Source organism: Devosia sp. MDV22-iso42, from assembly GCF_058629155.1.
Window position 1 is genome coordinate 451915 of the sequence record NZ_JBZVWR010000006.1, and the last position, 23910, is coordinate 475824.

22 protein-coding genes are annotated in these 23910 nt (G+C 62.9%); 8 read left to right on the forward strand and 14 right to left on the reverse strand.

Features of this window, described 5'->3' with window-relative positions:
* Nucleotides 1-253: 253 nt before the first annotated feature.
* The 4 genes from AC4NN3_RS03875 to AC4NN3_RS03890 form a co-directional block, all read right to left on the reverse strand.
* Nucleotides 254-1360 (reverse strand): nucleotidyltransferase-like protein, encoded by a 1107-nt coding sequence (locus tag AC4NN3_RS03875; RefSeq protein WP_491925789.1) that lies wholly within the window; start codon nucleotides 1358-1360, stop codon nucleotides 254-256.
* Nucleotides 1353-1982: a Cap15 family cyclic dinucleotide receptor domain-containing protein gene (locus AC4NN3_RS03880; RefSeq protein ID WP_491925790.1), complete on the reverse strand. Its 630-nt coding sequence runs from the start codon at nucleotides 1980-1982 to the stop codon at nucleotides 1353-1355. The genes AC4NN3_RS03875 and AC4NN3_RS03880 overlap by 8 nt, the downstream gene beginning before the upstream one ends.
* A 709-nt stretch (nucleotides 1983-2691) precedes the next feature.
* Nucleotides 2692-3282, reverse strand: a complete 591-nt coding sequence (locus tag AC4NN3_RS03885; protein WP_491925791.1) for an ImmA/IrrE family metallo-endopeptidase — start codon at nucleotides 3280-3282, stop codon at nucleotides 2692-2694.
* A 74-nt stretch (nucleotides 3283-3356) separates the two neighbouring features.
* Complete coding sequence (locus AC4NN3_RS03890) at nucleotides 3357-7070, reverse strand: vitamin B12-dependent ribonucleotide reductase (RefSeq protein ID WP_491925792.1); 3714 nt, start codon at nucleotides 7068-7070, stop codon at nucleotides 3357-3359.
* A gap of 752 nt (nucleotides 7071-7822) precedes the next feature.
* Between AC4NN3_RS03890 and AC4NN3_RS03895 the strand changes: the two genes are divergently transcribed.
* A complete protein-coding gene (locus AC4NN3_RS03895; protein ID WP_491925793.1) occupies nucleotides 7823-8221 on the forward strand; it encodes an NADH:ubiquinone oxidoreductase subunit NDUFA12 in 399 nt (132 codons plus the stop codon).
* Complete coding sequence (locus tag AC4NN3_RS03900; protein ID WP_491925794.1) at nucleotides 8199-8663, forward strand: DUF2155 domain-containing protein; 465 nt, start codon at nucleotides 8199-8201, stop codon at nucleotides 8661-8663. The genes AC4NN3_RS03895 and AC4NN3_RS03900 overlap by 23 nt, the downstream gene beginning before the upstream one ends.
* Here AC4NN3_RS03900 and AC4NN3_RS03905 read toward each other — a convergent pair whose 3' ends face one another.
* The 9 genes from AC4NN3_RS03905 to AC4NN3_RS03945 form a co-directional block, all read right to left on the reverse strand.
* Nucleotides 8664-9452: a DUF4440 domain-containing protein gene (locus tag AC4NN3_RS03905; protein WP_491925795.1), complete on the reverse strand. Its 789-nt coding sequence runs from the start codon at nucleotides 9450-9452 to the stop codon at nucleotides 8664-8666. It lies immediately after the preceding gene.
* Nucleotides 9452-10165, reverse strand: coding sequence for a transcriptional repressor LexA (gene lexA, locus AC4NN3_RS03910; protein WP_491925796.1), 714 nt, complete (start codon nucleotides 10163-10165; stop codon nucleotides 9452-9454). The genes AC4NN3_RS03905 and lexA overlap by 1 nt, the downstream gene beginning before the upstream one ends.
* A gap of 93 nt (nucleotides 10166-10258) precedes the next feature.
* A complete protein-coding gene (locus tag AC4NN3_RS03915) occupies nucleotides 10259-11461 on the reverse strand; it encodes a molybdopterin molybdotransferase MoeA (RefSeq protein ID WP_491925797.1) in 1203 nt (400 codons plus the stop codon).
* Nucleotides 11458-11934, reverse strand: a complete 477-nt coding sequence (gene moaC, locus AC4NN3_RS03920; RefSeq protein WP_491925798.1) for a cyclic pyranopterin monophosphate synthase MoaC — start codon at nucleotides 11932-11934, stop codon at nucleotides 11458-11460. Before moaC ends, AC4NN3_RS03915 begins: the two co-directional genes overlap by 4 nt.
* Nucleotides 11934-12746 carry an indole-3-glycerol phosphate synthase TrpC gene (gene trpC / locus AC4NN3_RS03925; protein ID WP_491925799.1) on the reverse strand — a complete coding sequence of 271 codons (813 nt, stop codon included), beginning with the start codon at nucleotides 12744-12746 and terminating at the stop codon, nucleotides 11934-11936. The genes moaC and trpC overlap by 1 nt, the downstream gene beginning before the upstream one ends.
* Nucleotides 12743-13765 (reverse strand): anthranilate phosphoribosyltransferase, encoded by a 1023-nt coding sequence (trpD, locus tag AC4NN3_RS03930; RefSeq protein WP_491925800.1) that lies wholly within the window; start codon nucleotides 13763-13765, stop codon nucleotides 12743-12745. Before trpD ends, trpC begins: the two co-directional genes overlap by 4 nt.
* The gene (locus AC4NN3_RS03935) at nucleotides 13762-14361 is read right to left on the reverse strand and encodes an anthranilate synthase component II (protein WP_491925801.1); all 600 of its coding nucleotides are present in this window, start codon (nucleotides 14359-14361) and stop codon (nucleotides 13762-13764) included. Before AC4NN3_RS03935 ends, trpD begins: the two co-directional genes overlap by 4 nt.
* A gap of 81 nt (nucleotides 14362-14442) precedes the next feature.
* Complete coding sequence (gene trpE, locus AC4NN3_RS03940; protein WP_491925802.1) at nucleotides 14443-15948, reverse strand: anthranilate synthase component I; 1506 nt, start codon at nucleotides 15946-15948, stop codon at nucleotides 14443-14445.
* 39 nt (nucleotides 15949-15987) lie between these two features.
* The gene (locus AC4NN3_RS03945) at nucleotides 15988-17853 is read right to left on the reverse strand and encodes a peptidylprolyl isomerase (RefSeq protein WP_491925803.1); all 1866 of its coding nucleotides are present in this window, start codon (nucleotides 17851-17853) and stop codon (nucleotides 15988-15990) included.
* A gap of 122 nt (nucleotides 17854-17975) precedes the next feature.
* Here AC4NN3_RS03945 and tpiA point away from each other — a divergent pair, with 122 nt between their 5' ends.
* The 6 genes from tpiA to AC4NN3_RS03975 all read left to right on the forward strand — a co-directional run bounded on the left by tpiA (nucleotide 17976) and on the right by AC4NN3_RS03975 (nucleotide 22794).
* On the forward strand, nucleotides 17976-18731 hold the full coding sequence (gene tpiA, locus AC4NN3_RS03950; RefSeq protein ID WP_491925804.1) for a triose-phosphate isomerase: 756 nt from the start codon (nucleotides 17976-17978) through the stop codon (nucleotides 18729-18731).
* A gap of 109 nt (nucleotides 18732-18840) precedes the next feature.
* A complete protein-coding gene (gene secG / locus AC4NN3_RS03955) occupies nucleotides 18841-19338 on the forward strand; it encodes a preprotein translocase subunit SecG (RefSeq protein WP_491925805.1) in 498 nt (165 codons plus the stop codon).
* Between the two features lie 109 nt (nucleotides 19339-19447).
* A complete protein-coding gene (gene pyrG, locus AC4NN3_RS03960; RefSeq protein WP_193335938.1) occupies nucleotides 19448-21076 on the forward strand; it encodes a CTP synthase in 1629 nt (542 codons plus the stop codon).
* Entirely contained in the window at nucleotides 21076-21570 is a 495-nt protein-coding gene (locus AC4NN3_RS03965) for a GNAT family N-acetyltransferase (protein WP_491925806.1), read from the forward strand. Before pyrG ends, AC4NN3_RS03965 begins: the two co-directional genes overlap by 1 nt.
* Nucleotides 21571-21631: 61 nt before the next feature.
* Nucleotides 21632-21826, forward strand: coding sequence for a DUF4169 family protein (locus tag AC4NN3_RS03970; RefSeq protein WP_491925807.1), 195 nt, complete (start codon nucleotides 21632-21634; stop codon nucleotides 21824-21826).
* Nucleotides 21823-22794, forward strand: coding sequence for an NAD-dependent epimerase/dehydratase family protein (locus tag AC4NN3_RS03975; RefSeq protein WP_491925808.1), 972 nt, complete (start codon nucleotides 21823-21825; stop codon nucleotides 22792-22794). Before AC4NN3_RS03970 ends, AC4NN3_RS03975 begins: the two co-directional genes overlap by 4 nt.
* Here AC4NN3_RS03975 and AC4NN3_RS03980 read toward each other — a convergent pair.
* Nucleotides 22742-23839: a serine hydrolase domain-containing protein gene (locus AC4NN3_RS03980; RefSeq protein ID WP_491926458.1), complete on the reverse strand. Its 1098-nt coding sequence runs from the start codon at nucleotides 23837-23839 to the stop codon at nucleotides 22742-22744. The two genes, AC4NN3_RS03975 and AC4NN3_RS03980, sit on opposite strands and share 53 nt — an antisense overlap.
* Between the last annotated feature and the right edge of the window lie 71 nt (nucleotides 23840-23910).

Here is a 23910-nt window from a genome sequence, read left to right on the forward strand (position 1 = left end):
CCGGAATTTAGAGGCCGTCCGGACGTAAAGCTTGCCCTGCCACTGGCGCCATTTCTCTCGGATTCTTCCCCGTTGGGAAGAGGAGGTGGAAGTCCATCTCTGCGCGCTTGACGCGCCGGACCAGTTCACTCCGACCTTTGAATGCTGGAGGACACGGCGGGAAAACTGGCTGTCGATGTTCAATAGGATCAGGGGGACGGAGGGGCAGGGGGGCGGCGCTGATGCCGCCCTTGGACCCTCAAGATCAGCTCTCTCATGACAGTTCAGGAACGTAGGAATCCCTAAGCGTTTTTAGAACTCTGTTTTGCTCGCCAAGTGTCACAGCACCGAGCTCTAAGGCAATTTGGCTAGCTATGGCGTTGAGTTCTGATAATAGAATTTCAAGGCACCTAAATTTATCAGCACTGTCCAAAATACATCTTGAGTCATCAGGCGTCCGTAACAATGCCGCAGCGGAGCGGTTCGCAATTAATATTTCGATATTGCTCTGGGCCACGGCAACTAAAGCAAGCTCGTTCCATATTTGAACCGAAAGCTCGTTGTCAGGGAAATGCCAGACAAGACTTGCAATATCATAGCTACTAAGTCGCTTGGCGTCGGCAATGTCCGCGTCAGCACTCACATTTTTTAGAAGGCGTATGACCTTCTTGGCGCCGCCGGCGCACAGGGAGTCTTTGGTGTGAATTCTGTGGATGTGAAGGAAAGGCATATTCAAAATCGACACACCATCCTTCGAATTCAGTATTTTTATGCCGCGGTCCTTTTTGTCCCCGCTGAACTGCCAAGCTAGAGTGTCATGCCAGTGGCACGGAATGACGTCGATATTCCGCCGCAGCGAGCCGCCGGACAAGGTGAGGCATTTGGCCCCACTGGCATCCACGGTAACTTCCGGAAACGCGCTCGTCAGGTGCCTCCGCGCGGCCGATCGAAGCGCAGATAAGCAGTTCACAGGATTGTCCCCGTGCCAGTCGCTATAGCTTTTTGGACCATTACGATCGATCGTGATAAAATCGGTTCGTAGAACCAACAAGTCTATGTCACTCACACCTTTTATGTGAACGTTTAGTGGGACGGACCCCTGATACTGAAACTCCGCGCGGTATTCAGCGGGAAGACGGCTGAAGAGTTGATTCTTCACCCGGTCCCCCTCTGTGTATGAGTTTTTGGTATATTCAGGATCGACCTCTTGCATCGCTCCCAGAGCATACTGAGACGCAGCATTATTCGATCGACGCTCATATGCCTCCGTGCGTGCGAAGGTATTTGCAAGGGCCTCATCAAGTTGCATATTCAGCGAAGTAGTCGATCCCTTGCGGCGGGCTTTTAGATTGTTGAGATTGTCGTAAATTGAACTAGCCACGCGATTTTCTCCTGGTCAGTTGCATACGTCCAAACGTTCCGCGGCCGCGTCCGTTGAAATAGCTTCCTTCGGCGGACATCATCGTCGGGTCAAATTGAAGCTCGGCGTAGCCAGAGTGCCTTTGCAACTCCACCTCGCCAATCTTTGGTTCATTCTGGTAGCTATAAAATAGCGTCCAAGACTTATCGGGCTCTGGCACGAAAGCGGCGATGATACTGTTCGATCCAGACGTTTCAGTTTTTAGATTGACGCGGATCTTTTCCCAGTTCTGAGAAATCGTCACGATCCCTGCCCAATTAAATCTAATGGACCCGTCTTCCGCCATTGTTTGACCTGAACACTCCCAGATTCCATTGATGTCCGGTATTTGTGAGAACCATGTGAGGGCCCTCCAGCCGTACCGGTTAAATAGAAAATGCACTATCCAGTAGGTCAGACCGGCGGACAGCGGGACAGCAAAGAGACCTTGGGCCCAAATTGGCAAACCGACAGAGCCGAACAAGTTCGAGATGCCAATTCCGGCGGCCGTTAATGCCGATACTACTACCGCCGCGACCGTACCTAGGTACCTACCTATGCTCGTTCGACTGTGTCCGACGATTGAATATTCGTGGTCCTGCATGTTCAATCCAAATTTGAACGAATAAGAGCAGCTGCTACCGCGTTAGCGACAGCATCAATTTGAGGATATTTTTGGAAATAGACAAAGGCGGCCGGACGTTTTTGCGCGTCCGGCCAACCCATAGGTCTACTTTTTAGTGTCGCCGTAACCTGGCTTGGGTACCCGTTCGACCGTGGTGGTCGCTGGTCGGCGTTCGGCCTGTTTTACCGGGATGAACTGGCCGGACTTCGAGTCCCTGCCAACGTCGAACGTCTTGCGTTCCTTAGACATGCATACTGCTCCTTTCTCTCGCATCACTTCGATGTCCGCGGCGTCTCGTCCGCTTGACATCCGTTGATCGGGAGAACAGCATGCCCACGCTTGTGAAAGCACATGGACGCAAGGGCGGCGAGTCCGCCTTGGCTGTTCTCAGGGGCGGTGTGGCTGGAACCACATCGCTCCTTATTTTTTGATCGTCTGCCCAACTCTCGTCCGAGTCCAGCAGGACGAAAATGTCCTTGTTATCCACACCCCCTTGCGCCGATACCAGAATCGGCGGTATTAAAGGGGTGTGCACTACATGCAGGCCTGATATTTGCTGCAGACCACTATAGATGGGGTGCAGACCGCATCAAGCCGAAATATACGATTCCTGTGGAATTTTATTTTTCAACAGGTTTGTCCACTTTATGGTGGTCGGCTATGGTCCTCGGACGTCGAGTTTTCTCCGTCACCGATTCCAGTTGAGAGCGTTGATTCGCATAGTGCTCATTGCATCCGCATAGGTGTCGGTATCTGGCTCAGTCTCTACTTGGCCAGAAGACCGAATGTAACGTTCCAGGTCCACCAGTCGTTTGTCTGCCTGGTCGGTGGGCAGCCCAAACTTTCCGATAAGAACAGCCACGGTTGTTGCCACCTTTGCGAATTTTAGTGGCGTGGCAAATGCCCGGGCGAATTCGTCGGCTTCAATTTCATCTGGTTCGACTGAGCGGCCAAACTGCTGCGCGGCAGCGGGCCGACGGTTGCGTGAGTTGTGTCCGAGGACAGCGTGCCCGATCTCATGAAATACGGTGAAGCGCGCGTCGGTATCGTCCGTGTCCTGCATTCGCAGCCATAACGCCGGAGACAGGAGGATTGATCGAGTTGGCGCCTCCCAGAAGGCGTCGCGGCCACTCATCAAATCTGCGTCGCCCGCCTTATAGTCCGCAATCACGCGCGAGAATTTTAGTCGGCGCAAGACATCAAGGGCACTGGGATTTTCATCGTCGGGAATACCAAGCTGCTCGCGCAGCCTGATAGCTATGTCTTCAATTCTCTTCACCGTAGTTCTCCGTACTTGCTTTGTTCGTAGAACGCCGAGGCCGCGGTGATTACTCACCGCGGCCCGATACTCGTTTAGCTACACCCAGTCGTCGTCCCACACGTATCGCACTTCAGGCACGTGCCGTTCCGGACCATGGTAAAATTATGGCACTCGGTGCACTGGTCGCCGGTATAGCCCTTCATCTGGGCTTCGGCGCGCAGGAGACCGGAGTCCTTGCTCGGCGGCGGGCTCGGGATCGGGTTGAGCTCGGCGGGGGCGAAGGCGGAAGGCGAGAGCTGGGTCTCGATCTTGAGGGCCGTGGTGGTCTTGAGCGCGGTGATGGTCGAGGTCTGCAGGGCCTGGACCGGGGCGAACTGGTGATCGCCCGAGACGATCATCAGGGACTTGTTGGTGACGCGGCCACGGGTCATGCCGCGCGAGACAAAGCGATCGGCCTGCATGGGGGCTGCCGGGGCAGGGGTGGAGCGGCCGCCCTTGCTCTCGTCATTGCCCTTGCCGAGCGAGGTCGGGCTTTCGGGATTGACGTGGGCCAGGTCGTCGCGGTCGAGATAGGACACGGCCAGTTCGCGGAACACATAGTCGAGGATGCTCGTGGCGTTCTTGATCCGGTCATTGCCCATCACCATTCCCGCTGGTTCAAAACGCGTGAAGGTGAAGGCCTCCACATATTCGTCCAGCGGCACGCCATATTGCAGGCCCAGCGAGATGGCGATGGCGAAGTTGTTCATCATGGCACGGAAGGCAGCGCCTTCCTTGTGCATGTCGATGAAGATCTCGCCGAGGCGGCCATCGTCATATTCGCCGGTGCGCAGATAGACCTTGTGGCCACCGACCACGGCCTTCTGGGTATAGCCCTTGCGGCGATCGGGCATTTTCTCACGGTCACGGATGACCGTTTCGACAATGCGCTCGACGATGCGTTCGGCGACATGGGGCACGCGGGCGGCAGCCGACAGGGCCGCCATTTCCTCGGCCTGGTCCTCGTCCTCATCGTCATCGGCCGCAGCCAGGACGGATGAGTTGAGCGGCTGGCTGAGCTTACTGCCATCGCGATAGAGCGCATTGGCCTTGAGGGCCAGGCGCCAGCTCAGCATATAGGCCTGCTTGGCGTCTTCCACAGTCGCATCATTGGGCATGTTGATGGTCTTGGAGATGGCGCCCGAGATGAAGGGCTGGGCGGCCGCCATCATCAGGATGTGGCTTTCGATCGAGAGCGAGCGCTTGCCGATCTTGCCGCAGGGCGCGGCGCAATCGAATACGGGCAGGTGCTCGGCCTTGAGGTGCGGGGCGCCTTCAAGCGTCATCGCGCCACAGACATGGATATTGGCGGCTTCGATGTCCTTCTTGCTGAAACCCAGGAAGGGCAGCAGGTCGAAGGTGAAGTCGCCGAGCTGCTCGTCGGTGACGCCGAGGCTCTTGAGGAAGTCCGCGCCCAGGGTCCACTGGTTGAAGATGAACTTGATGTCGAAGGCCGAGGCGGTCGCGGCATTGAGGGCGGCGATCTTCTCGTCGGTGAAGCCCTTGGCCTTCAATGTTGACGGGTTGACGCCGGGGGCCTGGTTGAGATTGCCATGGCCGACCGCATAGGCCTCCATCTCGGCAATGTCGGATTCCGAATAGCCCAGGGTGCGCAGAGCCGGCGGCACGGCGCGGTTGATGATCTTGAAGTAACCGCCACCGGCGAGCTTCTTGAACTTGACGAGGGCAAAGTCAGGCTCGATGCCGGTGGTGTCGCAATCCATGACCAGGCCGATGGTGCCGGTCGGGGCGATCACCGAGACCTGGGCATTGCGGTAGCCATGCTTTTCACCCAGCGCCAAGGCATTGTCCCAGGCGAGCTTGGCGCGTTCGCTCAGCGCCGCGTCGATCAGGCTGGCATGGTCGAGCGGCACCGGCATGATCGAGAGGTTTTCGTAGCCCTCGGCATGGCCATGGGCGGCATTGCGATGGTTGCGGATGACGCGCAGCATGTGCTTGGCATTGCGCTTGTAATCCTTGAACGGGCCGAGCTCCTTGGCCATTTCGGCCGAGGTCGCATAGGAGACGCCGGTCATGATGGCGGTGACGGCGCCGGCAATGGCGCGGCCTTCCTTGGAGTCATAGGGAATGCCCGAGGTCATCAGGAAGCCGCCGATATTGGCGTAGCCGATGCCCAGCGTGCGGTATTCGAAGCTTCGTTCGGCAATGGCACGCGACGGGAACTGGGCCATCATCACCGAGATTTCGAGCACGATGGTCCAGAGGCGCACGGTGTGCTCATAGGACGCGGTGTCGAAGGAGCCGTCCGTGTTGCGATAGGGCAGCAGGTTGACCGAGGCCAGGTTGCAGGCGGTGTCGTCGAGGAACATATATTCCGAGCAGGGGTTCGATGCATTGATCGGACCGGCTTCGGGGCTGGTGTGCCACTCGTTGATGGTGGTGTGATACTGGATGCCGGGATCGGCCGAGGCCCAGGCGGCGTAACCGACCTGTTCCCAGAGATCGCGGGCCTTGAGGGTTTTGGTGACCTTGCCGGACTGGCGGGCCTTGAGATCCCAGTCGCCATCGCCTTCGACGGCGCGCAGGAAGTCATCGGTGACGCGGACGGAATTGTTCGAGTTCTGGCCCGAGACGGTGAGATAGGCCTCGCTGTCCCAATCGGTGTCGTAGACCGGGAATTCGATATTGGTATAGCCCTGCTTGGCGAACTGGATGACGCGGAAGATGTAGTTCTCCGGCACCAGGGCCTTCTTGGCGGCGCGCACTTCGCGCTTGAGGGCAGGGTTCATGGAGACGTCAAAGCAGTCGTCGCCACTGCCTTCGCAGTTGACGGCAGCCTTCATGATCAGCTTGAGGTGCTTGGAGACAACCTTTGAGCCGGTGACCAGAGCGGCAACCTTCTGCTCCTCCTTGACCTTCCAGTTGATGTATTCCTCGACATCGGGGTGATCAATGTCCAGCACCACCATCTTGGCGGCGCGACGGGTGGTGCCACCCGACTTGATGGCGCCCGCTGCGCGGTCGCCGATCTTGAGGAAGCTCATCAGGCCGCTCGACTTGCCGCCGCCGGAGAGGCGTTCGCCCGAGCCGCGCAAAGCGGAGAAATTGGTGCCGGTGCCCGAACCATATTTGAACAGGCGTGCTTCGCGGACCCAGAGGTCCATGATGCCGTTTTCATTGACCAGGTCATCGCTGACCGACTGGATGAAGCAGGCATGCGGCTGGGGATGCTCGTAGGAGCTCTTGGAACTCACCAGCTTGTGGGTGAAGGGGTCGACATAGAAATGGCCCTGGCCGGGGCCATCAATGCCATAGGCCCAGAACAGGCCGGTATTGAACCACTGGGGAGAGTTCGGCGCGACGCGCTGGCTGGCCAGCATGAAGGCGAGCTCGTCAAAGAAGGTGCGGGCATCTTCCTCGGAGTCGAAATAGCCGCCCTTCCAGCCCCAATAGGTCCAGGTGCCGGCCAGGCGATCGAAGACCTGGCGGCTATCCATTTCCGAACCGTAGCGCTCATTCTCGGGCAGCTTGGCGAGCGCAGCTTCGTCGGGGACGGAGCGCCACAGCCAGGACGGGACGGAATTTTCCTCGACCTTCTTGAGCGCCTTGGCGACGCCGGCCTTGCGGAAATACTTCTGGGCAATGATATCGGCCGCCACCTGGCTCCAGGAAGCGGGCACGGCAATGTCTTCGAGCTTGAAAACGACAGAGCCATCGGGATTGCGAATCTCGCTCGTGGCCGAGCGGAAGTCGAGACCGGCATAGCGGTCCTGATTGGCAGTCGTGAACCGGCGTTCAATGCGCATAGTCGTCTTAGTCCCCAATGTGACGGGCACATGCCCGCGAGCCGAAAAACCCGGCTTCTAACCCAAATCTGTTTTGACGCGTCACCAACCGAGCCCGTGGCCGGGCCCGACAAACATGCCTGTGCCCCCGAATGGCGCCGGTCTGATGCCAGCGCTCCGAGCAGGGGACTTTGGCCCCCGGCAGTCGGTGCTGCGGGCCTCCTCCAAAACATCTGCCGATTCAAACCACGCGTCAACGCAAGAAATCACAAGGTCTAGTGGTGGAGTGGGCCACCAAGACAACCACTAGTAGGCTCAATATGTGGATAGCGGGGACAAAGTGCAAGATTTTCCGGCCCTTGCCCGGCTGTATTTACCCATCAAGCAGTGTCACATGAGGGCCGCAGACGTGAGGCCAGCAAGTCGCGCTAAAGCGCCGTGATTCCTCATGCTTCCGGGCTCTGTCATCAGTCAGTCATATCTGGTTAACCATAGCAGAAAAACCCAGAATCATGGGGGCTGAAATCCTGTCAAGCGGAGAAAATTTGCCCAAAAAACGTTGGCACGTGACACACCAGCGCTTGTGCCCATCGCCGCGCGCGGCCACCCAGATGCAGTATGCAGGGCAGGGGCGCGCCTACCGCATTGCCGGGTGGCAAATGAAGCGCCGGAACGGCAATTTGGCGCGCCGAAAAGGCCGCGCGAGACTAGGCCGCGTGCCGAACCCATGGTACACCCGGCCCAACGCAAAGCTCCGACGGCGGAATCGACAAGTGGCAAAATCGGGTATCAAGCAGTTCCTGAGTGAAATCTTCTCCTGGTGGGGTGGTCAGACCTGGGGCACCCGCCTGTGGATCTGGCGCTTCGGCGACTATGTCGGCAGCGACGAGTTCGGCAACCAGTACTATCAGGACAAGAAGGCCGACCGGCGCTATGTGACCTATGCCGGTCCCGCCGACGCCTCCACCATCGGCAATGGCTGGCATGGCTGGATGCATCACCGCACCGACGTGGTCCCCACCAAGGCCAATTACGTGGCCAAGAGCTGGGAACTGCCGCACCAGGAAAACCTGACCGGCACGGCGGCAGCCTATCGTCCCGATGGCAGCCTGCTCAACAAGGGCGAGCGCCCGCGCGTCACCGGGGATTATGACGCCTGGTCGCCTGAATAGAGCCGGCGCCTTGCGCCATCCCCGTTTTCTGCGCCGCACAATACTGGCGCTGCCGGTGCTGGCAGCGTCCGTTTCTGCTGGCCTGGTGGCTCCCGCCCAGGCACAGCCGATTGCCAATCCGGTGGCGGCCTTTGCCGGGCTCGACAAGATTACCGGCCGCATCACCCGCTTTGACGTCTATATCGACGAGACCGTGCTGTTCGGCGCGCTCGAGATCACCCCGCGCGCCTGTTACAGCCATCCGGTCACCGAAGCGCAGCGCGTTTCGGCCTTTCTCGAGGTCGACCAGCGCAGCCTGACCGGCACGTCCAAGCGCATCTTTACCGGCTGGATGTTTGCCGACAGCCCGGCGCTCAATGCCGTGGACCACGCCGTCTATGATGTGTGGCTGGTCGAGTGCAAGACCAGCACCGATATCCCGCCGCCCGACGCACGGGACTGATCAGCGCGCCGGGCTGAGGTGCTCGTGCACGATCTGCCATCGGCCTGCTTTGTTGGCCAGCACCGTGGTGCCTCGACCCGAGCCGGATTGGTACTCACCATCAATCATTGCCTGCCAGTGGAACGCATAGATGCAGCTGGCAGCGGTATCCCCCACAGCAATCCAGCGCAGCGACTCAATCCAGTACAGCTCATCGGCCAAGGCGCCCCAAGTTGCTTCGAAAGCGGCCTGAATTGCGGCAATACCGCGATGGGATCCATCGCTGAACCAGAAGACCGCATCTGCATCGATCAAAGGCGCGACGTCGGCAAATTGGTGCGTATTGATACGCTCGGCATAGTCCGCCATTACCATGGCCGCATCCGGCATGGGCGCAGCGTCGATATGGCGGACCACATCGAGGGCACGCACGAAGCTGGGATGCCAGTCCTCGCTCGGCACTGCGTCGAGGGACCACCAAAAGAAGTCAAACTTCTTCCCGCCATCATCCTGGGCAAAGAACGACCAGTGTTCCGGTAAATCGGGGCACTGCACTTGGACAAAATGCCAGAGCTGCCCGGCCATTATCGTCGAGCTGGAGCAGGCGAGGGCGCCTGAAACACTTTCCGCGACCCCGGACTCTTCGGCCAATTCGCGCAAGGCTCCAGCGACCGCTGTCTCTCCACGTTCCCGGGTGCCCTTGACCACCTGTATGCCGGCCTGCGGATGACGAAAAACCAGAACCTCCCGAGCCCCGGTCGCTCCCCGAAGAATGACCGGACAGAGCTTCTCGAGAAGGCGCTCAGCCATCAATATTTCCGCAGCAGGCCTACCAGGCGGCCCTGGATCTTGACGCGGTCAGGCGGGAAGATGCGGGTTTCATAGGCCGGGTTGGCGGCTTCGAGCGCTACCGTATTGCCCTTGCGGCGCAGGCGCTTGAGCGTGGCTTCTTCATCATCCACGAGAGCGACGATGATCTCGCCGGTGCTGGCTGCGTCCTGCTTCTTGATCAAGACGGTGTCGCCATCAAAAATGCCGGCATCGATCATGGAATCGCCACGCACTTCGAGCGCGTAGTGTTCACCGCTGCCCAGCATTTCAGGCGGGACCATGATGGTGTGGGAATGGTTCTGGATGGCCTCGATGGGCGTACCGGCCGCGATGCGGCCCATGACCGGAATGGCGATCGGCCTGGCATAGTCCTCGGCCGCCGACATGCGCGAGGGGGGACTGGCCACCTTGCCCAGATTGCCCTCGATGACCGAGGGCTCGAAGCGCGCCTTGCGACCGCCCAGCGAGGGGTTCATGGAATCGGGGAGCTTGACCACTTCGAGCGCCCGGGCCCGGTTGGGCAGGCGACGAATGAAGCCGCGCTCCTCAAGTGCGGTGATCAGGCGATGGATGCCCGATTTGGAGGCCAGATCCAGCGCATCCTTCATCTCGTCGAAGGAGGGCGGAATGCCGCTTTCCTTCATCCGTTCGTGGATGAACATCAACAGCTCGTGTTGTTTGCGCGTGAGCATGGGCCCCTCGGGATTAGAATCGGAACATAGACAGAACGACTATAGGTGTTCCGGTTGTGTTCTGCAATATCCCATGCGCGGCCCCGTCGGAACCTAGAAGGCGTCGATGCTGAGAGCCGTGGCCATGGTGCCGCTGGCCTGGCCGGGATCGTTTTCCGGCTGGATGATCAGCATGTCGGCATGGGCCAGCGAAGAGGTATGGCCGCTATCGGTCTGGGCGATCGGCAGCAGGAGCGGCCCGGTGGCGCTGTGGAGCAGTCGGGCCCGCATGAAGTGGCGGCGCGCCGTGTTGGCCGGGGTCGGGGCGGCCAAAGGCAGGCGCCAGTTGCCGGGTTCGGCATGGCCCAGCCAGGCGCGCAGGGCCGGCTTGATGAAGACGATGGCGGTGACCATGGCCGAGACGGGATTGCCCGGCAGGCCAAAGACCAGGGTCTTGCCGCGGGTGCCGAACATCAACGGCTTGCCTGGCCGCATGTTGATTTTCCAGAAGTCCAGCGTCACGCCGAGCTCAAGCAGGATTTCCTGGACGATATCATGATCGCCGACGCTGGCGCCGCCGGTGGTGATCAGGATGTCGGGTTCATCGGCAAAGACAGCAACAAGCTTTGCCCGCAGCTGATCCCGGTCGTCGCGGGCAATGCCGTGATCGGTGACGGTCTGGGCATAGGGGGCCAGGAGCGGCGCGAGGCCGAAGCTGTTGGAGGCGATGATCTGGTCGGGGGCCAGCACGGCGCCGGGCAGTTCAAGCTCATCGCCGGTGGCCAGCAGCGCCAGGCGCGGCCGCCGGGCGACGGTGAGGGCAGGGGCATTGGCCGCGGCGGCGACGGCCAGCTGCATTGGCGTCAGTCGCGTGCCGGGCTCGACCAGGGTCTGCCCATTAGCAAAATCATTGCCCTTGGCCCTTATGCTGCGGCCCGGCGGCGGCGTGCTGGAAAAGCGTACCAGATTGCCCTCGACCATGGCGTCTTCCTGCATGATCACCGCATCGGCGCCGGGTGGTACCGGGGCACCGGTAAAGATGCGGACGGTCTGGTCGGGACCGACCGAGCCGGCAAAGCCGGCGCCGGCCTGCGAGGTGCCGATGATGCTGAGGGCATGGCCCGGAACGATGTCGGCCGCGCGCACGGCATAGCCGTCCATGGCGCTGGCAGGAAAGGGCGGCTGGTCATGCGTCGCGACGATGGGCGCAAACAGCACCCGGCCGGCGGCTTCGGCCAAAGGCGCGCTCTCGCCAGTCGGTGCCGGTACGCGGGCCAGGATGGCGGCAATGGCGGCCTCGACCGGAAGCAGGCTCATGCGCGGACGAAGTCGCCGGAGGCACCGCCCGATTTCTCCAGCAGGCAGAGGTCGGTGACGACCATGGCGCGATCAATGGCCTTGGCCATGTCGTAGAGGGTCAGCGCCGCGGTCGAGGCGGCGATCAGCGCCTCCATTTCCACCCCGGTTGGGCCGGTGGTTTCGGCGCTAGCCAGAATCAGGATGGCGTCTTCGCCAAACTCGGAAATCTCGATGGCGACCTTGGTCAGGGCGATCGGGTGGCAGAGCGGGATCAGCTCGGACGTCTTCTTGGCGGCCATGATGCCGGCAATGCGGGCCACGGCCAGGGCGTCGCCCTTGTTGAGCCCGCCGGCCATGATGGTGGCAATGGTCTGGGGCTGGCCGACCAGCCTTGCCTGGGCCACGGCGCGCCGGCGCGTTGCCGGCTTGTCGCCGATATCGACGATATGGGCCTCGCCCCGGTCGTTGAGATGGGTGAGTTCGCTCGCCATCAGGCGGGGGCTCCGACGGTGCCATGGAGCAAGGCCCGGGTGGCGGCGGCGACATCGTCGTGCCGCATCAGGCTTTCGCCGACGAGGAAAGTGCCGATGCCGGCATCGTGGTTGAGCTTGACCAGGCTGGCGTGGTCGAGGATGCCGCTCTCGCTGACCAGAAAGGTGCCCTTGGGCACGCCCACGGCCAGGTTGACCGAGGTATCCAGCGTCGTCTCGAAGGTGCGCAGGTTGCGGTTGTTGATGCCGATGAAAGTGGCGCCCAGGGCCAAGGCGCGATCCAGTTCGAGCTGGTCATGCACCTCCACCAGCGCGTCCATCTTCCACTCCTCGGCGGCGTCGAGCAGGTAGCGCGCCACGTCGTCGCCGACGGCGGCCAGGATGATCAGGATACAGTCGGCGCCCCAGGCGCGGGCCTCGGCGACCTGATAGGTTTCGAACAAAAAGTCCTTGCGCAGCACCGGCAGGCTGACGGCAGCGCGGGCTTCGATGAGGAAGCGCGGCGAGCCCTGAAAGCTCGGCCGGTCGGTCAGCACGGAGAGGCAGGCCGCGCCGCCCTGCTCATAGGCGCGGGCAATGGCGGCTGGGTCGAAATCGGCGCGGATCAGGCCCTTGGACGGGCTGGCCTTCTTGACCTCGGCGATGAGGGCAAACTCGTCATTGGCCCGCTTGGCCTTGAGCGCGCGCAGAAAGCCGCGGGTCGGCGTCTGGTCATGCGCCTGGGCCACCACTTCGGCCCAGGGCCGCATGGCTTTGGCGGCGGCGATTTCCTCGCGCTTATAGATTTCGATCTGCTTGAGAATGTCGCTCATTGCTGCCGTCCGTTCGATACCGCCACGAGGCGGGCGAGTGTGTCTTTGGCCTTGCCGCTGTCGATGGCGTCGCGCGCCAGGGCAATGCCGTCCTCGATGCTGGTTACCTTGTCGGCGACCAGCAGGGCGGCGCCGGCATTGAGCAGCACGGTGTCGCGATAGGCGCCCGGGGCGCCGTCAAACAAAGCCAGCATGGCGGCGGCATTGTCGGCCGGGTCGCCACCCAGCAGATCCTTTGGATCGGTCAGCGACAGGCCCACCTGTTCGGGATGCAGCTCGAAGCTGCGCAGGTCGCCATTGGCGATCTGGGCCACGAAATTGGGGCCCGAGGTCGAGAGCTCGTCCAGTCCCTCGCTCGAGTGCACCACCCAGGCCTTGATGGCGCGGTTGGCCAGCAGAGCGGCGGCCACGGGTTCGACCCATTCCTGGGCGTAGACGCCCAGCAGATAGCGTCGCACGCCGGCCGGGTTTGACTGCGGCCCGAGCAGGTTGAATAGGGTGCGCACGCCCAGTTCGGCGCGGGCGGGACCGACATGGCGCATGGCGGGATGGTGGCTGGGGGCAAACATGAAGCCGATGCCGGCTTTGGCGATGGTGTTGCCGATTTGCTCGGGCGTCAGGTCGAGCTTGACGCCCAGGGCTTCGAGTACCTGCGAGGCGCCCGAACGCGAGGAGAGGGCCTTGTTGCCGTGCTTGGCCACCGGGACACCGGCGGCCGCGACGACCAGGGCCGTGCTGGTGGAGATATTAAGGCTGCCGAGCCCGTCGCCGCCGGTGCCGACAATGTCGATGGCGCCATCGGGGGCGATGACCGGCACCATTTTCTCGCGCAGGATGGAAACGGCGGCGGCGATTTCGCCGACGGTCTCGCCCTTGATGCGCATGCCCATCAGGAAGGCGCCGATCTGGCTGGGCGTGGCCTCACCGGCCATCAGGATGCGCATGACGTCGCGCATCTCTTCGCCGGTGAGGTCCTTGCCGTCGGCAATCTTGCTTAGTGCCTGCTTGATATCCATCACGCGGCTCGCTGCTGGTTGAAGTCGCGGGCGAGGTTGAGAAAGTTCTGCAGCAGAGCATGGCCATTCTCGGAGGCAATGCTTTCGGGGTGGAACTGCACGCCATGCAAAGGCAGGGTGCAATGCTGCATACCCATGATCAGGCCGTCATCGGTGGTGGCGGTGACTTCGAGCGTGGGGGGAAGGGTGTCCTGCTTGACGATCAGGGAGTGATAGCGCGTGGCCTCGAAATCATTGTTGAGGCCGCGGAACAGGCCCTTGCCAGTGTGGTGGATTTTTGAGGTCTTGCCATGCACCAGATGGGGCGCGCGGATGACGTCGCCGCCCATGGCCTGACCGATGGCCTGATGGCCCAGGCACACGCCCAGGATGGGGATCTCGGCCTGGAAGCGCTCGATCAGCGCCAGGCAAATGCCGGCCTCATTGGGCGTGCAGGGACCGGGCGACAGCACGATGGCCTGCGGCGCCATGGCGGCGATCTCATCAAGGGTAATCTTGTCGTTACGCATGACGGTGATGTCGGCGCCGAGTTCGCCCAGGAAATGGACGAGATTGTAGGTAAAGCTGTCGTAATTATCGATGACGAGGGTCTTGGTCATTGGGCCTGTCCCTGAAAGCTGGTTGGGGTGAACTGGTTCAGCACCAGCCCCGCCATCGCATTCCCACTGTGCCTCTGCGTGTCATTGCCCGATCCTCGCCTCGCCAGCATAGCGTAGCGCTTCCTCGGCGGCGCTGAAAAGGGCACGTGCTTTGTTTTCGCATTCCATCTGCTCGAGTTCGGGCACGCTGTCGGCGACAATGCCGGCGCCGGCCTGCACATGCAGCTTGCCATCCTTGATGATGGCGGTGCGCAGCACGATGCAGGTATCCATGGTGCCGTCGGCGCCGAAATAGCCGACGCAGCCGCCATAGATGCCGCGGCGCGAGCTCTCGAGCTCGTCGATGATCTCCATGGCCCGCACCTTTGGTGCGCCCGAGACGGTGCCGGCCGGGAAGCCGGCCGAGAGGGCGTCGACAAAGTCATATTGCGGATCAAGCACGCCCACCACATTGGAGACGATGTGCATGACGTGGGAATAGTATTCGAGGAAGAACTTGTCGGTCACCTTGACCGTACCGATCTTGGCGACGCGGCCGACATCGTTGCGGCCGAGGTCGAGCAGCATCAGGTGTTCGGCCAGTTCCTTGGGGTCCGATAGCAGTTCGGCGGCCAGCTCGGCATCGCGGGTCGGCGTGGCGCCGCGCTTGCGGGTGCCGGCAATGGGGCGAATGGTCACTTCGCCATCCTGCACCCGGACCAGGATTTCCGGGCTCGAGCCGGCAATGGCAAAGCCGCCGAAATCGAGGAAATACATATAGGGGCTGGGATTGGTGCGGCGCAGGGCGCGATAGAGCGCCGTCGGCGGCAGGCTGAAATCGGCCGAGAAGCGCTGGCTCAGCACGACCTGGAAGATATCGCCGGCGGTGATGTAGTCCTTGGCCCGGGCGACCATGGCGAAATAGGCGTCTTTGGACGTATTGCTGGTGACGGCGATGGTCTGCAGGTCGGGCAGAGCCGGGGTCGTCGGCATGGCCCGGCCCAAGCGGGCAATGGCGTCGTCGATGCGGCTGCGGGCGGCCTCATAGGCCTGGCGGGCCGAAACCCCGGTACGCACATAGACCGGGGCGGTGAGGTAAAGCTCGTCCTTGAGCGTGTCGAAAATGGCCAGCAGCGAGGGGCGCATCAGCACCGCCTCAGGGGTCTGCAGATGGTCCGGATTGCTGTTGGGCAGCACTTCCATGTAGCGGACCATGTCATAGCCGAGATAGCCGTAGACGCCGGCGGACTGGGGCGGCAGGCCGGCCGGGACCTCGATCTTGCTGTCGGCCACCAGCGCCCGCAGGGCATCGAGCGGCAGGGCCGTGACCGGCTCGAATCGGTTGTCGTCAAGCTGGGCCGAGCGGTTGATCGCGGCCGATCCGGCCTCGACCTTGAGGATCACGTCCGGCTGGGTGCCGATGATCGAATAGCGGCCGCGCACCGTGGCGTCCTGCACCGATTCGAGCAGGAAGGTGTTGCGACGGCCCTCGGCCAGCTTGAGATAGGTGCCGACCGGCGTTTCGAGATCGGCCACGATGCGCCGCCAGACGATCTGCGATTTCCCGGCCTCATAATGGTCAGAGAAGCGCTGAAAATCGTCGTCCATCGGGATCGTGTCCAGTTAGGTCTTCGTTGCGGAACGGCCCTAGAGGCCGGTGTCGAGGGTCTGCTGCAGGGCCTGCTGGTTGATACGCAGGCCGGCGTCGTCGCGGATGGCGGTGACGAATTCGCCGTAGAGCCCGACGCGGGCCTCGTTTTCGAGGCTGGCCTGTGCATCGGTGGCGAGCGACGTGGCGGCGGGCAGGATATCGACCACCTGGAAGACGATATGCTCGCCCGCCTGGTTCTGCACGGCGTCATGGTGCGTCTCGTCGCCGGCAAAGGCAGCACCGGCCACGACGTCGTCGATGCTGGAATCCGGCGCGCCGAAGCGGGTGAACGGGGCGCTGAGCTGGGGGAACACATTGTAGCCGGCGGCCACGTCGGCAATGGGCGTGCCGGCGTCGAGCTTGGCCAGGGCCGCGGCGCTGGCGGCCAGCAGGGCATCGTTGATGCGCTGGGCGGTCAGGTCTGCGGCGACCGCGTCGCGGACTTCCTCGAGCGTCTGATCGCGGGCCGGGGAGATGGCGGTGAGGTCGAAATAGAGATTGCCGCTGCCGGCCAGCGGGAGCGCTGCGGTCAGCTGGCCCTGCTCGGCGCGGAAGATGGCCTGGCTGACGCGGCTGGCGTCTTCGGGGGCCAGATCGGGCAGCACGCTCAGTTCGGCGCCACTGGCGCTGACATCGGCCTCGTAAAGGTCGAGACCGAAGCGCTCGGCGATTTCGGGCAGCGGCCGGAAGGCGGCGCGCAGCTCTTCGACCTGGTCCTGGACCTCAGCGATCTCGTTGCGGGCTTCAGCGCGGGCCAGGCTGTCGGCAATCTGCGCCCGGGCTTCTTCGAGGCTCGGCACGCCGCCGGCTTCGATGGCCGAGACGTGAACCGCACGCTTGCCGGCGACGCCGTCGATGATGGCGAAGTCGCCATTGGCGAGGGCGAAGGCGGCCGTGGCGAGATTGGCATCATTGATGTCGCTCTGGGCCAGATTGCCCAGATCGGTCGGGGTCAGCGCATTGTCGGCAAGCAGCGTTTCGAACGGGGTGCCGGCGGTCTTGCCCGCCTCGAAGGCGGCGACCTGGGCGTCGTTGAGCACGACCTGCTGGATGGTGCGGCGCTCCGGCTTGTTCAGGCTGGCCTTGGTGCGCTCATATTCGGCCGCAATGGCAGCGTCGTCGATGGTCTTGCTGGCGGCCAGATCGGCGGGCGACAGGCGCAGCATCTGGACGGTGCGCGTCTCGACGGTGCGGAACTCGGCCTGGTGCTCGGCCAGATAGGCGACCAGTTCGGCCTCGGTGGGTTCGGCGGGCGTTTCGATATTGGTCTCGCCCAGCACGAAATAATCGATGGTGCGCTGGTCGGCAACATAGCGGTTGATCAGCTCAGCGGCCGTGGCGGGCAGGGCGGTATCGGCGAACAGGCTCAGGATCAGCTGCTCGCGGCGCGCGGCATTGCCCTGGTCCTCGAAATATTCAGCTTCCGTCAGGCCGCTCTGGCGCAGCACCTGGGTGAAGGTGGAGGGATCAAAGGCGCCCAGCGTGCCCTGGAAGGACGGATCGGCGCGCAGCATCTCGCTCAGTTTCTGCTCGGAGACACCCAGGCCAAAGCGGTCGGCAAGTTGGTCGAGAGCGGCGTCCTGGGCCAGGTTTTGCAGCACCATGGAGGGAATGCCCAGATTGATGGCCTGCTCGGCGGTCGGCAGCGAGCCCAGTTGCTGGGCCACCTGGTTGATCTGTCCCTGATAGGCGCGCAGGAAGGTGCGCGAGCTGATCTCGGCATCGCCGACGCGGGCCACCGTGCTGGAGCCCAAATCGGTAATGACGTTGTTGATGCCGAATCCGGCTACACCAACCAGCAGGAACGCCCCCAGGATCTTGCCGGGCCAGGATTTCGCGAAAAGACGCAAACTATCGAGCATTTCAGACGTTCCGTTCAGAGACTTGCGCTTTACCGCATGTGCGGCCGAGCATTAGTAATCCATATCGACAGCCGGGGTTAGGGCAAAGCCCGTCCCGGTGCAAGAGGCAGGAGTAGCATAGAGTGACCACGACAATCTCGCCGCTGATCGCAGGCAACTGGAAAATGAACGGCACACGCTCGTCGCTCGATGAACTGGCGGCCCTGGCCGGGATGCTCACCACGGGCGAGGCGCCGCGCGCCATTGTTGTGGTCTGCCCTCCCGCCACGATGCTGGCCGCCGTGGCCCGCCAGGGCGCCACAGCCGGCATCCAGGCCGGCGGCCAGGACTGCCACGCCGCCGCTTCCGGCGCCCATACCGGCGATATTTCGGCCGGCATGCTGGCCGATGCCGGGGCACAATATGTCATTGTCGGCCATTCGGAACGCCGGGCCGACCACGGCGAGACCGACGAGCAGGTCCGCGCCAAGGCAGAGGCGGCCATTGGCGCCGGGCTCAAGCCGATCATCTGCGTCGGCGAAACCGAATCCCAGCGCGACAGCGGCGCGGCGGAGACTGTCGTGTCGGCACAGCTGGCCGCCTCGATCCCCGATGCCGCCGAGTTGCACGAGGTCATCGTCGCCTATGAGCCGATCTGGGCCATCGGCACCGGGCGTACCCCGACCGTGCAGGAAATCACTGAAATGCATGCCAGCATCCGGGCCCAGCTGGTCGCGCGCTTCGCCGACCGGGGCCCCGGCATCCGCATTCTCTATGGCGGCTCGCTGAAGCCACAGAATGCGCGCGAGATTCTCGAGGTGGAAAACGTCAATGGCGGGCTGGTTGGCGGCGCCAGCCTCTTGGCAAGAGACTTCTACACCATTATCTCGGCCGTATAGCGACGCCGATGGCCAAAGGCAGGACGGAAATTCCGCCCGGCCTCTGGCATTTGCGAAGCGGGGCGTGTATGACGCGCCATCTTTTGACAGACCAATAGACTGAGACACGATGGCGAACGTCCTGATTGTGGCCTATCTGCTGATCGTCCTCGCGCTGATTGCGGTGATCCTGCTGCAGCGCTCAGAGGGCGGCGCGCTGGGCATTGGTGGTGGCGGCGGCGGTGGCGGCCTGATGACGGCCCGCGGCTCGGCAAACCTGCTGACCCGTACCACGGCCATCCTGGCGACGCTGTTCTTTGCCACGGCCATTGGCCTGACGGTGCTGAGCGAACTCGATCGCGGCACTTCGAGCATCCTTGACCGGGCCGTGACCAGTGATGGCGAAGCGGCGCCGACAAGCGTGCTGGATGCGCTCAACTCGCTGCAGGGCGAGACGCCAAGCGATCTGCCGGTGCCGGTCCAGGCACCTGCCACCGATGCCGCGCCGGCTGCCGAAACGGCACCGGCTGCAACCGATGCGCCGGCCACCGAGGCTGCGCCCGCCAATGACAATCTGCCGGTGCCCGATGCACCCGCTGCAACGCCGGCTGCGCCGGCGAGCAACTAACCGCCGCAAGGCAGGATGATGGAGGGGATGGCAACATCCCCTTCTTCTTTTGTGTAGAGCCTCAAGCGGGCTCTGCGAATCGATGCTGAAATGATTAAGGTGAGCGCCCATGGCTCGGTACGTATTCATCACCGGAGGCGTGGTCTCCTCATTGGGTAAAGGTCTTGCATCGGCGGCGCTCGGCGCTGTCCTGCAGGCGCGCGGCTACAAGGTCCGCCTGCGCAAGCTCGACCCCTATCTCAATGTCGATCCGGGCACGATGTCGCCCACCCAGCACGGCGAGGTCTTCGTGACCGACGACGGGGCCGAGACCGATCTCGATCTGGGCCATTACGAGCGCTTCACCGGGCGCGCCGCCAACAAGCGCGACAATATCACCACCGGCCGCATCTATTCCGATATCCTGGCCAAGGAGCGCAAGGGCGAGTATCTGGGCGCCACCGTCCAGGTGATTCCCCACGTGACCGACGCCATCAAGAACTTCGTGCGCGAAGGCAATGACGACTTCGATTTCGTGTTGGTCGAGATCGGCGGCACGGTCGGCGATATCGAGGGGCTGCCGTTCTTCGAGGCGATCCGCCAATTGGGCAATGACCTGCCGCGCGGGGATACCTGTTACCTGCACCTGACGCTGATGCCCTATATTTCCTCGGCCGGCGAACTCAAGACCAAGCCGACCCAACATTCTGTCAAGGAGTTGCGCTCCATCGGTATCGCGCCGGACGTGCTGCTGGTGCGTTGCGACCGTCCGATTCCGGAAGGCGAGAAGAAGAAGCTCAGCCTGTTCTGCAATGTGCGCGAAAGCGCCGTCATCCAGGGCCTCGACGTCAGCTCGATCTATGACGTGCCGCTGGCCTATCACCATGAGGGCCTCGACCGCGAAGTGCTCGCCACCTTCGGCATTACCGATGCACCGGCGCCCGATCTGGCGGCCTGGCAGGAAGTGTCCAACCGGCTGCACAGCCCCGAGGGCGAGGTCAATATCGCCATTGTCGGCAAATATACCGGCCTCAAGGACGCCTATAAATCGCTCAGCGAAGCGCTGACCCATGGCGGCATCGCCAACAAGGTCAAGGTCAACCTGCAGTGGATCGATTCGGAAGTGTTCGAACGCGACGACCCTGCGCCGTATCTGGAACATGTGCATGGCATCCTGGTGCCCGGCGGCTTCGGTGAGCGCGGCTCGGCCGGCAAGATCGAGGCGGCCCGCTTTGCCCGCGTCAAGGACGTGCCCTATTTCGGCATCTGCTTTGGCATGCAGATGGCCTGCGTCGAGGCGGCCCGCAACACGGCCGGCATCAAGAATGCCTCGTCAACCGAGTTCGGCCCGACCAAGGAGCCGATCGTTGGCATGATGACCGAGTGGGTCAAGGACAACGATACTGAAAAGCGCGCCAATGACGGCGACCTGGGCGGCACCATGCGCCTGGGCGCCTATCCGGCCCAGCTGACTCGCGGCAGCCGCGTCGCCGACATCTATGGCACGACCCGCATTTCCGAACGCCATCGTCACCGCTATGAGGTGAACATGGATTATCGCAAGCTGCTGGAAAAGAACGGCCTGCTGTTCTCGGGCGTCTCGCCCGATGGCAAGCTGCCCGAGATCGTCGAGCGGACCGACCACCCGTGGTTCATCGGCGTGCAGTTCCATCCCGAGCTCAAATCCAAGCCCTTCGAGCCGCATCCGCTGTTTGCCAGCTTCATCGCGGCAGCCATGGACCAGAGCCGTCTGGTCTGATGCAGCTGCGTACGGCGCGCCTGCTGCTGCGCCGCCCCACAATGGATGATCTCGAAGCCTTCTTCGGGATCATGTCGCACCCGTCAGCCATGCGTTACTGGTCGACGCTGCCGCATGCGGATATCGACGTGACTCGCGTCTGGCTGGAGCGGATGGTGGCCCGCGAGGGTACCGGCGGCCAGCATTTTGCCATCGAACTGGACGGCGTGGTCATCGGCGAGGTCGGGGCAGGGCGCCTGCCCGAATTCGGCTTCATCCTGCATCCGGACCACTGGGGCCATGGCTATGCCACCGAGGCCTCGCATGCCGCAATCGACCATATTTTCTCGGCGACCGATGCGGCCGAGCTCAAGGCCGATGTCGACCCGCGCAATGCCGGCTCGCTGAGGACCCTGGGCAAGCTTGGCTTCGTGCAGACCGGCAGCGCCAGCAACACGTTCCTGCTCGGCGATGAGTGGTGCGACAGCGTCTATCTGGCGCTGCCACGGCCGTGATCGACTTGGCCGGCTTATGCCTGCCATGTTAGCCATGGAGCAGGAACCGCTGGAGCCCGCTATGGCCGAGATCATCAGCCTCAAAACCGTCCGCAAGCAGAAGGCCCGCGCGGCCAAGGAAGCCCATGCCGAGCAGAACCGCATCAGCTTTGGCCGGACCAAGGCGGAAAAGCAGCTGACGGCCGCGGAGAAGGCGCTGGCGGACAAGCGCATTGCCGGCCACCAGCGCGACGACAAGGATCAGGAAACGCCATGAGCAAAATCGTCGTCATCGGCGCCACCGGCCATATCGGCACTTTTCTGGTGCCGCGCCTGGTCATGGCCGGGCATGAGGTGGTCGCGGTCAGCCGGGGCAAGGCGCAGCCCTATCAGCTCGGCCCGGTCTGGAACCATGTGCAAAGCGTGTCGCTCGACCGCGACGCCGAGGAGGCGGCCGGCAGCTTTGGCAGCGCCATTGCCGCGCTGGGCGCCGATATCGTGGTCGACTGCATCTGCTTTACCCCGGCCAGCAACAATCAGCTGGTCGAGGCGCTGGCCGGCAAGGTCAGCCACTTCATCCATATCGGCACGATCTGGACGCATGGCACCTCTGCCGTAGTGCCGACGCTGGAATCGGCCGCCAAATACCCCTTCGGCGACTATGGCGTGCAGAAGGCGGCCATCGAGGCCGACCTTTTGGCGCGCGCCAGGGGTCAGAACTTTCCGGTGACCATCCTGCATCCGGGCCACATTGTCGGTCCGGGCTGGGCGCCGCTCAACCCGGCCGGGCATTTCAATCCGGCGGTGTTCAGCGCCATTGCCCGCAATGAAACGCTGCTGCTGCCCAATTTCGGCATGGAAACCGTGCATCACGTCCATGCCGACGATATTGCCCAGCTGGCGGTCCGCGCCATCGACCATCGCAGCGCGGCGCTGGGCGAAAGCTTCCACGCCGTGTCGGAAGCGGCGCTGACGCTGCGCGGCTATGCCGAGGCGATGTATCGCTGGTTCGGGCACCCGCCCAACCTGGTCTTTGCCGATTATGCCGACTGGGCCAAGGCGCAGGTGCCCGCAGAGGCCCAGGCGACCTGGGAACATGTCGCGCGCTCGCCCAATTGCTCGATCGAGAAGGGCCGGCGCCTGCTCGGCTATGCGCCGCGCTATAGTTCGCTCGAGGCGGTGCAGGAATCGGTCAGCTGGCTGGTGGCACAGGGTCAGGTGGAAGCGCCGCGTCCGCGCGACTAGGCGCGTCGGTCTGCCCGGTTGGTGGTGTGGCTGGCGCCTCTGTCGGCGCAGCGTCGTCGCGCACGGCGGTGATGATCTCGGCCAGCAGGGCGTGCAGGGCGTCTCGATAGCCATTGCCGGCCGAGGGTGAGTTCTCGTCGGAGGTCATCACCACGCTGAGTTCGAGCGCGGGAACGATATAGAGCATCTGCCCGCCATAACCCCAGGCATAGCGGACGTCTTCGCCGCCGATATGGCTGAGGAACCAGCCATAGCCATAGCCGTCGCCGGTATGGCGTGACCTGGTGCGCCTGACCCAGGACTGGTCGATCCAGTCCTGCGACAGGATGCGGCTGCCATCGGGGGCGAGGCCGCCGCTGCGGAACACCTCGCCAAAGGCGAGCAGCGAGCGCGGGCTCATGGCCATCTGGTTGCCGCCAAGATAGATGCCCTGCGGGTCGCGCTCCCAGCCGCCGATGGCAAAATCGTCGACCTTGGCAAACCAGTCCCGGGCATTGGCGAGGCTTGAGACGCCGGTGGCCTGGGTCAGGATGGCCGAGAGCAGATGCGTCGAGCCGGTGGAATAGAGCATGGGGCCGCCAGGGTCGGCGGTGAAGGGCTGGTCGAGCGCCGCGCGCACCCAATTGCGGCTGGCCACCCAGCGCCCGTAATTGGGGCCGGAGGTGGGGCGCAGGCCCGCCTGCATCGACAGCAGATTGCCCAGAGTGACCTCGGCCAGGCGCGGATCAGGGTCCGCCGGCAGGTCATCGGGGAGCAGGTCGACGAGCTTCTGCTCGACCCCGTCGAGCTCGCCGCGTTCGATGGCCATGCCGATCAGCGCCGACACCACGGTCTTGGAGGCCGATTTTATATTGGTCGGATCGGTGAGCTCATGGCCATCATAGCCGCGCTCGGCGAGGACATCGCCGTCGCGCGCCACGATCACCGTTTCCAGGGCGTCGAGCCCGGCGGCGGCGTCCAGGAGGGTGGCTAGGGCCGCTTCCTGGGCGAGGCTGGGGACCGTCAGGGAGAGGAGGGCGGCAAGTAGTAGCGGGCGCATGATCATGCCCCGTGCCTCGGCAAAACTTGCGGCGAAATCAAGGGCATGGAAGGCAGTTTCAACCACAAGCGCGTGAG

Bases quoted from the DNA above. Each gene is read 5' to 3' on its own strand.
- AC4NN3_RS03905 (WP_491925795.1), bottom strand. From the start codon at position 9,452: ATGGCTGAGCGCCTTCTCGAGAAGCTCTGTCCGGTCATTCTTCGGGGA.
- AC4NN3_RS03880 (WP_491925790.1), bottom strand. From the start codon at position 1,982: ATGCAGGACCACGAATATTCAATCGTCGGACACAGTCGAACGAGCATA.
- AC4NN3_RS03890 (WP_491925792.1), bottom strand. From the start codon at position 7,070: ATGCGCATTGAACGCCGGTTCACGACTGCCAATCAGGACCGCTATGCC.
- trpE (WP_491925802.1), bottom strand. From the start codon at position 15,948: ATGGACGACGATTTTCAGCGCTTCTCTGACCATTATGAGGCCGGGAAA.
- AC4NN3_RS03900 (WP_491925794.1), top strand. From the start codon at position 8,199: ATGACGCCTGGTCGCCTGAATAGAGCCGGCGCCTTGCGCCATCCCCGT.
- AC4NN3_RS03945 (WP_491925803.1), bottom strand. From the start codon at position 17,853: ATGCTCGATAGTTTGCGTCTTTTCGCGAAATCCTGGCCCGGCAAGATC.
- AC4NN3_RS03970 (WP_491925807.1), top strand. From the start codon at position 21,632: ATGGCCGAGATCATCAGCCTCAAAACCGTCCGCAAGCAGAAGGCCCGC.
- AC4NN3_RS03980 (WP_491926458.1), bottom strand. From the start codon at position 23,839: ATGATCATGCGCCCGCTACTACTTGCCGCCCTCCTCTCCCTGACGGTC.
- moaC (WP_491925798.1), bottom strand. From the start codon at position 11,934: ATGGCGAGCGAACTCACCCATCTCAACGACCGGGGCGAGGCCCATATC.
- trpC (WP_491925799.1), bottom strand. From the start codon at position 12,746: ATGAGCGACATTCTCAAGCAGATCGAAATCTATAAGCGCGAGGAAATC.
- secG (WP_491925805.1), top strand. From the start codon at position 18,841: ATGGCGAACGTCCTGATTGTGGCCTATCTGCTGATCGTCCTCGCGCTG.
- AC4NN3_RS03965 (WP_491925806.1), top strand. From the start codon at position 21,076: ATGCAGCTGCGTACGGCGCGCCTGCTGCTGCGCCGCCCCACAATGGAT.
- AC4NN3_RS03915 (WP_491925797.1), bottom strand. From the start codon at position 11,461: ATGAGCCTGCTTCCGGTCGAGGCCGCCATTGCCGCCATCCTGGCCCGC.
- lexA (WP_491925796.1), bottom strand. From the start codon at position 10,165: ATGCTCACGCGCAAACAACACGAGCTGTTGATGTTCATCCACGAACGG.
- AC4NN3_RS03935 (WP_491925801.1), bottom strand. From the start codon at position 14,361: ATGACCAAGACCCTCGTCATCGATAATTACGACAGCTTTACCTACAAT.
- AC4NN3_RS03975 (WP_491925808.1), top strand. From the start codon at position 21,823: ATGAGCAAAATCGTCGTCATCGGCGCCACCGGCCATATCGGCACTTTT.
- pyrG (WP_193335938.1), top strand. From the start codon at position 19,448: ATGGCTCGGTACGTATTCATCACCGGAGGCGTGGTCTCCTCATTGGGT.